The sequence below is a fragment of the Algibacter sp. genome, assembly GCF_049667265.1.
GTDB lineage: Bacteria > Bacteroidota > Bacteroidia > Flavobacteriales > Flavobacteriaceae > Algibacter_B.
The window spans coordinates 1-8728 of record NZ_JBATHX010000388.1; the positions used below are offsets into that span (position 1 = coordinate 1).

At 33.8% G+C, this 8728-nt stretch carries 10 protein-coding genes; 6 read left to right on the forward strand and 4 right to left on the reverse strand.

Translation table 11 applies throughout. The features are described 5' to 3' along the window. The coding region (locus WBN21_RS13365) for an AIM24 family protein (RefSeq protein ID WP_424201086.1) at positions 1-318 on the reverse strand (318 nt) is incomplete at its 3' end. 149 nt (positions 319-467) lie between these two features. Further along, the gene (locus WBN21_RS13370) at positions 468-923 is read right to left on the reverse strand and encodes a DUF4442 domain-containing protein (RefSeq protein ID WP_424201088.1); all 456 of its coding nucleotides are present in this window, start codon (positions 921-923) and stop codon (positions 468-470) included. Between the two features lie 159 nt (positions 924-1082). Here WBN21_RS13370 and WBN21_RS13375 point away from each other — a divergent pair, with 159 nt between their 5' ends. The 5 genes from WBN21_RS13375 (at position 1083) to WBN21_RS13395 (ending at position 5782) form a co-directional block, all read left to right on the forward strand. Then, positions 1083-1529 carry a DUF4870 domain-containing protein gene (locus WBN21_RS13375; protein WP_424201089.1) on the forward strand — a complete coding sequence of 149 codons (447 nt, stop codon included), beginning with the start codon at positions 1083-1085 and terminating at the stop codon, positions 1527-1529. A 301-nt stretch (positions 1530-1830) separates the two neighbouring features. Further along, positions 1831-2172 carry a PadR family transcriptional regulator gene (locus tag WBN21_RS13380; protein WP_424201091.1) on the forward strand — a complete coding sequence of 114 codons (342 nt, stop codon included), beginning with the start codon at positions 1831-1833 and terminating at the stop codon, positions 2170-2172. Further along, complete coding sequence (locus tag WBN21_RS13385; protein ID WP_424201093.1) at positions 2169-3953, forward strand: PspC domain-containing protein; 1785 nt, start codon at positions 2169-2171, stop codon at positions 3951-3953. The genes WBN21_RS13380 and WBN21_RS13385 overlap by 4 nt, the downstream gene beginning before the upstream one ends. A 106-nt stretch (positions 3954-4059) precedes the next feature. Further along, complete coding sequence (locus WBN21_RS13390) at positions 4060-4788, forward strand: head GIN domain-containing protein (protein WP_424201095.1); 729 nt, start codon at positions 4060-4062, stop codon at positions 4786-4788. A 157-nt stretch (positions 4789-4945) separates the two neighbouring features. Next, a complete protein-coding gene (locus WBN21_RS13395; protein ID WP_424201097.1) occupies positions 4946-5782 on the forward strand; it encodes a GIN domain-containing protein in 837 nt (278 codons plus the stop codon). An 84-nt stretch (positions 5783-5866) separates the two neighbouring features. On the opposite strand, the gene trxB is transcribed toward WBN21_RS13395, so the two are convergent. Continuing rightward, positions 5867-6847, reverse strand: coding sequence for a thioredoxin-disulfide reductase (gene trxB, locus WBN21_RS13400; protein WP_424201099.1), 981 nt, complete (start codon positions 6845-6847; stop codon positions 5867-5869). 151 nt (positions 6848-6998) lie between these two features. Here trxB and WBN21_RS13405 point away from each other — a divergent pair, with 151 nt between their 5' ends. Further along, a complete protein-coding gene (locus tag WBN21_RS13405) occupies positions 6999-7469 on the forward strand; it encodes a hypothetical protein (protein WP_424201101.1) in 471 nt (156 codons plus the stop codon). 128 nt (positions 7470-7597) lie between these two features. Here WBN21_RS13405 and WBN21_RS13410 read toward each other — a convergent pair. Then, the coding region (locus WBN21_RS13410; protein WP_424201103.1) for a DUF4982 domain-containing protein at positions 7598-8728 on the reverse strand (1131 nt) is incomplete at its 5' end.

Here is an 8728-nt window from a genome sequence, read left to right on the forward strand (position 1 = left end):
GGTTAAATCAATCGGGATAATTTTTCCTGGATATGGCGATGCGAATGATACATTTCGTTTTCCAGTAAGATCGTTATAAAAGGCCGTCATAAACAGGCTTTCACCTGTCAGGATTCGTTTTCCTGCACCTAAAATTTTACCCATAAATCCAGTATCTTTTTTTGAGCCATCGCCAAAAATGGTTTCCATTTTAATGCCATCGTCCATCATCATAAAACTTCCTGCCTCGGCCACAACGCCTTCTTGTGGGTCTAGTTCAATTTCTACGTATTGCATTTCTTCGCCGTAGATTCTGTAATCGATTTCGTGTGCTGTCATTTTTTTATGTTTTTTGTTGATTTGTTTATATGTTGATTTGTTTTGGGTTTCGTTACATTTTTTGTTGGTTGTTTAGTTGTTTGCTGTTAAGTTGTAATTCAACTAAACGACTTTACGACAAACAACTAAACGACTTTACGACAAAGGACTTAACTCTTCACCTTTACACTCCACTCAAAATTGAAGGTTGAAACCACAACTCCTTCTTCATTTACCCCAACCGATTGCATGGTTACCGTATGACCTTCGCCTGTTTCGATGGCTTTTTTTAGTGTTTCATCTACTAACTTTCCATCATTACATGTAAATTTTATTTTTCCAATTGCTTTTTTGGTAAACGTGGCATTATTGGAGGTTACTAACATAGACACGCGTTTACCCGATTCTTGAATTTTACTTATCATTAAAGCACCTGTTGAAAACTCGGCCGCCATACCTTGTACTGCCCAAAACATAGATTTAAATGGGTTTTGATTTATCCATTTGAATTTAACACCTACGATACATTTGTCATTATCAATGTGTTTTGTTCGCACACCACAAAGGTAAGCTGATGGTAATTTGAACATGGTGTAAGTGTTTAGTTTTCTAGGTGTTAACGTCATTATTTATCTTTTAATTTTTCACTAAGTTATGAAATAATTTCACATTAGTAAATGTTAAATTTATGTTAAATTTTAGTACTATGCGTAACAAAGTACCTTCTTTTAGACATATATTTGCATAGGAAACTATTATATGCTTTTAATTAATTGAAAAAAATCATGTTAGATAACCATCAAAAAAACATCGCAACCTTTATTCATTTATCTACATTTAGTAGGTTCTTTATTCCGTTTGGAAATTTTATTGGCCCTATTATATTGTGGGTTGCAAATAAAGATAAATCTGAATTTATAGATAGCAACGGCAAGCAGGTAATCAATTTTCAAATTAGCATTTTATTGTACGCTATAATTTTAGGAACCTTAACTATTCCGTTTTTTGTTTTTAAAATTTTTAACGGTATTGACTTTATAGATTTTAATGGGTTTGAAAGTTTCCATTTTAATATTGGGAAACCTTCTCCGCTATTATATATTGGCGGTGCTCTAGGAGCCATAGCAATAATTGGGTTTATTATAGAAATGGCACTAATAGTTGTTGCTAGTTTAAAGGCGAGAGATGGGCAGGTTTATAAATACCCGTTTACTATTAACTTTTTAAAATAGCTTAATATCACACCCCTTAATCCCCTCTTTTTAGAGGGGAAACTGAAACCTAATAAAAGAGAAAAATGACTTATAGAGAAAAACATAAATGGCGGACAAACCCGCGTTAGGGATTGAAGTGGAAAGCCCACAGCCCGACTTTGGAGGTGCGAGGACTTGTAACGAAAAGCCCGACGACGACCTTAGGAGGCGTAACCTGCCTGCCGGCAGGCAGGCGCCCAAATAAAAATTTCATCAAGATAACAATCAATCGAATCAATCAAAAAATGAACAGTTTCACAACATTAAAACGCTTTAGAACATGAAGATAGAAAACACAAAAGCACAGATGCGTAAAGGCGTATTGGAATTCTGCATACTCTCGGTCTTGAAAGACGAAGACGCCTATGTAGCAGAAATTCTGGACACTTTAAAGGACGCAAAGTTGCTGGTAGTTGAAGGGACGATTTACCCTTTATTAACGCGACTTAAAAACGCTGGACTTTTAAATTACAGATGGGAAGAATCGACCTCTGGACCACCAAGGAAATATTATGGTTTAACCGAAACCGGGAAATTATTTTTAAAGGAATTGAACACCACTTGGAGTGAATTACACAACGCAGTAACCTTAGTAACAAGCCAAAAAACAACAAAAAAATGAATAAAACAGTCAACATAAATTTAGCAGGTATATTTTTTCATATTGATGAGGATGCGTACTTAAAATTGCAACGCTATCTGGAGGCTATAAAACGTTCGTTTACAGACTCGCAAGGGCAATCTGAAATTATAGCAGATATTGAAGCGCGTATTGCCGAACTTTTTACAGAACGCGTGCAACACGATAAACAAGTTATTAGAATTAAGGAAGTTGACGACGTGATTTCCATAATGGGGCAACCTGAAGATTATCTTGTGGATGACGAAATTTTTGAGGATGAACCACAGTCATCTTACAGAAGCAAATCTACCTCGTCAAGAAAACTTTTTAGAGATACTGACAACAGTTATATTGGTGGTGTATCATCTGGGTTATCGCATTATTTTGGTATTGATGCCATTTGGATTCGATTAGCTTGGGTGCTTTTAATTTTTGGAGCAGGAACAGGTGTTTTACTTTATATTTTACTTTGGATTTTAGTGCCTGAGGCTAAAACTACGGCCGAAAAAATTACCATGACAGGAGAACCTGTGAACATTAGTAACATTGAAAAAAAAATTAAAGATGGACTTGATCAAGTTACCGAAACGGTAGGCGATGTTGCTAAAAATGTATCGGATTCCGTATCAAACGCTGCAAAGAACATTGATGTAAAAAAAACTGGTAACTCGATAAAATCGTCGTCCAGAACTTTTTTTGATACCATTGGCGATATTATTATGTTTTTCTTTAAAGTAGTTGCAAAGTTTATTGGTGTCATACTTATAATTTCTGGTGCCGCTGCTTTAATTGCCTTAATTATTGGATTATTTTCAGTTGGTGTGGCAGACGTTATACATATTCCTGGATTGGACTTTGTAGAAATGGCCAACGCTGGAGAAACACCTATTTGGTTAGTATCCTTATTTGCATTTTTTGCAGTTGGTATTCCGTTCTTTTTCTTGTTTTATTTAGGATTAAAAATCTTGGTTAACAATTTAAAATCAATTGGTAATGTTGCTAAATTCTCATTATTAGGGTTGTGGTTAATCTCTGTTATAGCTTTAGTGATTTTTGGGGTAAGACAAGCCAGCGCCCATGCTTTTGAAGAAAGTTATGTTGAGAAAACAGAATTGCCGATTACAGCAAACGACACCTTGAATATTAAAATGGTGAGTCATGATAACTTTAATTCTGACCACTACCGACATAGCAGATTTAAATTAGCTAATAATGAAAATGGCGATAAGGTTTTGTTTTCGGCGGATGTGGAAATTATAGTAAAATCGACTTCCGATTCGGTTGCCAGATTAGCTATTAGAAAACGAGCCGATGGACGAGATTATGACAAAGCGATTGAACGTGCTAAAAACATAAATTATAATTTCGATTTTAAAAACAACACCTTATATCTAGATTCTTATTTAACCACACGTCCTGAAAATAAATTTAGTGACCAGAAGGTTGAACTAGCGCTTTATTTACCTGAAAATTCGGTGGCTTATTTTAATAGTAGTACAAAACACAACTTGCATTACAGAACCTACGATGGCAATATAGTTTCTGGTGATGATACGAATCATTATTTAAAAATTCTTTTTGAAGAGGCCGAGTGTTTGGACTGCCCCGAGGAAGATTTTGAAGTTAATGTGAATACTCCTAGATTAAAAATAAATGACAAAGGCATTGAAATAAACTCTGAGGAAGGCCATATAAAAATAGATGAAAATGGCATTAAAGCAGAATCAAGTGAAGTTAAGCTGAACATTAATTCTGAAGGCGTAGAAATAGATTCGGAATAATAACAATTCATCATAAGAAAGTAACAGTTCAGGTATTTAAGTTATTAATCAACAACTTTTTAAAAGATATTTGAACAACAAATTAATCATCAAAAAACAAAAAACCATGACAACACTAATCAAATTTATCATTGCAACCATATTAAGTTTAACTCTTTTTTCGTGCAATTTCGACATGAATCTTAACTCTGGAGTTAGAGGAAATGGGGAAGTATCTACTGAAGATCGAACTATTAACGAACCATTTTCGTCCATTAAAGCTTCAGAAGGTTTGGACGTTTATTTAACACAAAGTGATAACGAAAGTATTCGCGTTGAAGCCGATGAAAACTTACACGACATTATTTTAACTGAAGTTGAAAACGGTATTTTAAGGATTCATACCAAAGAAAATATTGGCTGGTCGACATCAAAAAAAGTACATGTTAGTTTTAGAGATATTTCGAGTATAACATCTTCAAGTGGAAGCGATGTGTATTCAACCAATACCATACATTCTGAAAGATTAGATTTAAAATCGTCAAGCGGAAGTGATATGAAACTTGATGTTAACACTTCAGTTTTAAATTGTGATTCTTCTAGTGGTAGTGATATAAGACTTTCAGGGAAAACCATAAAACTAGTTGCTGAAGCTTCTAGCGGAAGCGACATAAAGGCGGCCGATTTAATGGCAGAATCTAGTGAAGTTAAAGCTTCAAGCGGTGCAGATATTACTGTAAACACATCAAAATATTTAACCGCAAGAGCATCAAGCGGCGGTGATGTTAGGTACTATGGCAATCCAGAAAAAGTGGATAAAAGTGATAGTTCTTCTGGGAGTGTGAAACAACAATAGAACCCTTAAACAATAACCAATTCATTTTAAAACCATTTCAAGCTTCATTAAAAGTTTGAAGTGGTTTTAGTTTTTTATATTTGTTAGTGACTTTTTGTAAATTTTCAGTCTAAATAGTAATGGTCATAACACATTTAGCAATTAATCCGTTTAAAAAATGAAAAAAAACCTATTATTTCTAATTACTGTTTTACTATCGATTTCGCTTTGTAATGCTCAAAAAACTGATAAAGTTAAGGGCAACAGAAATGTTACTATACAACAAACAAACGTAGAATCATTTCATACTATTGCTTTGGATGAAGATTTTGAAATTGAAATTATTTATGATCAAAATCCGTATGTTGAAATTGAAACCGATGAAAACTTACATGAATATTTAGAGTTTCAAGTTATTGATAGTGTACTTACTTTTAACAATACGATAAAAATCTCTTCAAAGAAGAAACTAAACATTAAGGTTACCTATAACGATGTTTTAAAACATATTGAAACTACTGATGATGCTGAAATATTATCGCTTTCCACAATGGATTTAGAGAATGGTTCGTTAAAAACTAGAGGCTCATCAAAAGCAGGATTAACCGTAAAATCGGATAATTTTAATTTTGATATTGATGATAAATCAAAAGTGAAATTAAATTTAACAAGTGACAAGTGCATCATTACCATGAGTGGAAACAGCAAACTTGACGCGCTTATTAATACCGCTGATTTATCCGCAACACTTTACCAACGTGCTACTGCCAACATTGAAGGATCATGTAAAACAGCAACATTAGAGTTGGACAATAATTCGGAATTTGATGGAAAAAACTTCACTATTAATGCTTGCGATGTGGTATGCAATATAAGTAGCGAGGCAACCCTAGAAGTTTTAGACACTATTAATATTGATGCATCAGGGACAAGTTCTATTAGCTTATACCAGAACCCGAAGATTGTAATAAATACGCTTTCCGACACTTCAAAACTTCAGAAAAAGGTTAAATAAAGCATCGTTTTTATTTTACTAAAACATACAAAAAAAAGCCAAATTGAAATTTCAATTTGGCTTTTTTAAATATTAAATAATGTATTAGTTATAATTAGAAGTAGATACTTCAAAGGTGGAATCTTTTGCTGCCAAATAACGTTCTGCATCAAGAGCCGCCATACAACCTGTTCCAGCAGCTGTAACTGCCTGTCTGTAAACATGATCGGCCGCATCACCAGATACAAAAACCCCTTCAATGTTAGTTTTAGAAGATCCTGGAACATTAATTATATAGCCAGTTTCATCTAAATTTAAAAAGCCTTTAAAAATATCGGTATTTGGTTTATGACCAATGGCCACAAAAAACCCAGTTGCCGGGATATCATGTTTTTTATTGGTTTTATTATTAAACACACGAACACCTGTTACTACTTGTCCATCGCCTAAAACCTCATCGGTTTCAGTATTGAATAAGATTTCTATGTTTTCGGTATTTTTAACTCTTGCAGCCATAATTTTTGAGGCTCTAAACTCATCCCTACGAACTAGCATCGTTACTTTTTTACAAAGTTTAGAAAGGTAATGTGCTTCTTCACAAGCAGAATCTCCAGCGCCTACAATAACCACTTCTTGGTTTCTATAAAAGAAGCCATCACATACAGCACAAGCTGAAACGCCACCACCTAGTTTTAAATATTTTTGCTCTGAATCTAAACCTAAATATTTAGCAGAAGCACCCGTGGAAATTATTATGGTGTCCGCGTGGATCTCTTTCACATCATTCACCCAAACTTTATGGATATCTCCTGAAAAATCTACTTTTGTAATCCATCCATCACGCACATCTGTTTCAAAACGTTGTGCTTGAGCTTGTAATTGCATCATCATTTCAGGCCCAGTAACACCATCTGGGTATCCTGGGAAATTTTCAACTTCATTGGTTGTTGTTAATTGCCCACCTGGTTGCGTTCCTTGATATAAAACGGGTTTCATATTTGCTCTAGCTGCATAAATAGCCGCAGTATAACCGGCAGGACCAGAACCTATAATTAAGCACTTGACTTTTTCTATTGTCTCAGACATATTTACTATTATAATTTATACTACAAAAGTAGAAGTTTTGATTAAAACCTAACACAGAAGTTATCAACAGTTTTTACAGTTTAATAAATCAAAAAAATGGTGACGTTTTTTTTCGTAACTTTAGTAACCTAACTATTTAAACCTTAGAGTCATGAAAAAAATATTTTTAATTATCTGTATTGGTCTAATTATTTCTTGTAATGGCAATTCTAAAGCAGACAAGGAAGTCATAAATACTTCGAAAGCTGAGAGTGACATGAACACTTTAGAAGGCGCATGGAAATTAGTGAGTTTTGTAAATTACGGCGAGAATGGAACCAGAGACACTATTCTTTCTTCAGATACTAATAAACAAATAAAAATGTATTCGAAGACAAAAGTTATGTGGAGTAGAACCCGGATTTTTGATACCATTGATTGGTTTGCTTATGGAGATTATACTGTTAGAGATGGCATTTTAACTGAAATTTTAGATTATGGCTCTAAATCTATGAACGAGGTAATAAAAGATAAAACTGAGTTTTCTTTTGATGTTACTATAGGTGAAAATGAATTTACCCAAACTGAAATAGATAGTTTAGGCCACCCTATTATTTCCGAGAATTACATTCGATTGGAATAAGTATTTGTTCAGATAAACTTATAAACAACTAAAAACCTTTCAAATTTTTGAAAGGTTTTTAGTTTAAAATGCATTCATATTTCAAAAAAAAGATATTAGTTGCTATTTGATTTTTTAGTGAAGACAAATTAATTGATAGTTAAATAAGTCCCTTTAAAACTTTGATTAAGCACCATGACTTCCAATGGTTCATCTTCAAAATCCCTTTTAACCTCGATGGATGCTTTGCCGTTTGCCATTTCTATAATTTCGCTGCCAGTTGGTGTACCCTGACTTACCATAGCCTCTCCTCCATTTAAACATTGAAAATAGACACGCTCTTCATAATCCAAACATTGTAAACCCTTATTATCAATGGCGATGGCTGTGATTAAATAATTACCATTTTCCAGTAATTCATAATCTAGCTTTAGGTCTTTTGCTTTTTCGTTTCTTGTAAATCTATAATTTAAAGTTAATGCATCCTTAACTTCTTTATTTTCTTTTGTTTTTCCAATGGAAACTAATTTATTTTCACCTTCAATAAAATTAAGATTCCAATTTAAACCTGCAGCTGGGAATTCTTTGGTATTTCGTTGTTTAACACCCAAACTTTTGCCATTTAGAAAAAGTTCAACTTCTGTACAATTACTATAAACACTAATATCTCTTGATTGATCCTTTGGTCCTTGGCGTTCTGTCCAAGTATGAGATTCAATGTATGTGAACGGATCGGTGCTCCAATAACTTTTAAATACATAGAAGGCATCTTTAGGTTTTCCACTTCTATCCACCAGTCCTTTTTGATTCATATACGGTATCGCATTTTCTGGTCGTAATGGTGTTCCAAAATCTTTAAAAGCCCATTGAACATTACCAACAAAAGTAGAATCATTTTCAGAAATTCGTAAATGCCAATCGAATAAATCGACAATGTAATTTTCACTCCAATCGCCTATTTGTGCAATATTTGCAACATCGGTTTGAATAATAGCTTCTTCCCAGCCATCAGATTGAATTTGTCCTTCACCTGTAATAGGATTTTCGGTATGCCTTCCAACATGACTGGAACCACCGTACTCGGCATGTAAAAAATGTGGATATTCTACTTTGTATTGATCAATTGCTTTTTGATAACTTTTATAACTTCCGGAATACCAACCAGACCAAATGGAAGGCGAAAACACATCAACAATATCAGCGCCTTCATAATATTTTCTAATGGCTGTTTTTCTAGATGGGTCTAGCTCATGTGCGTAGTCATTCAATTCCTTTAAATA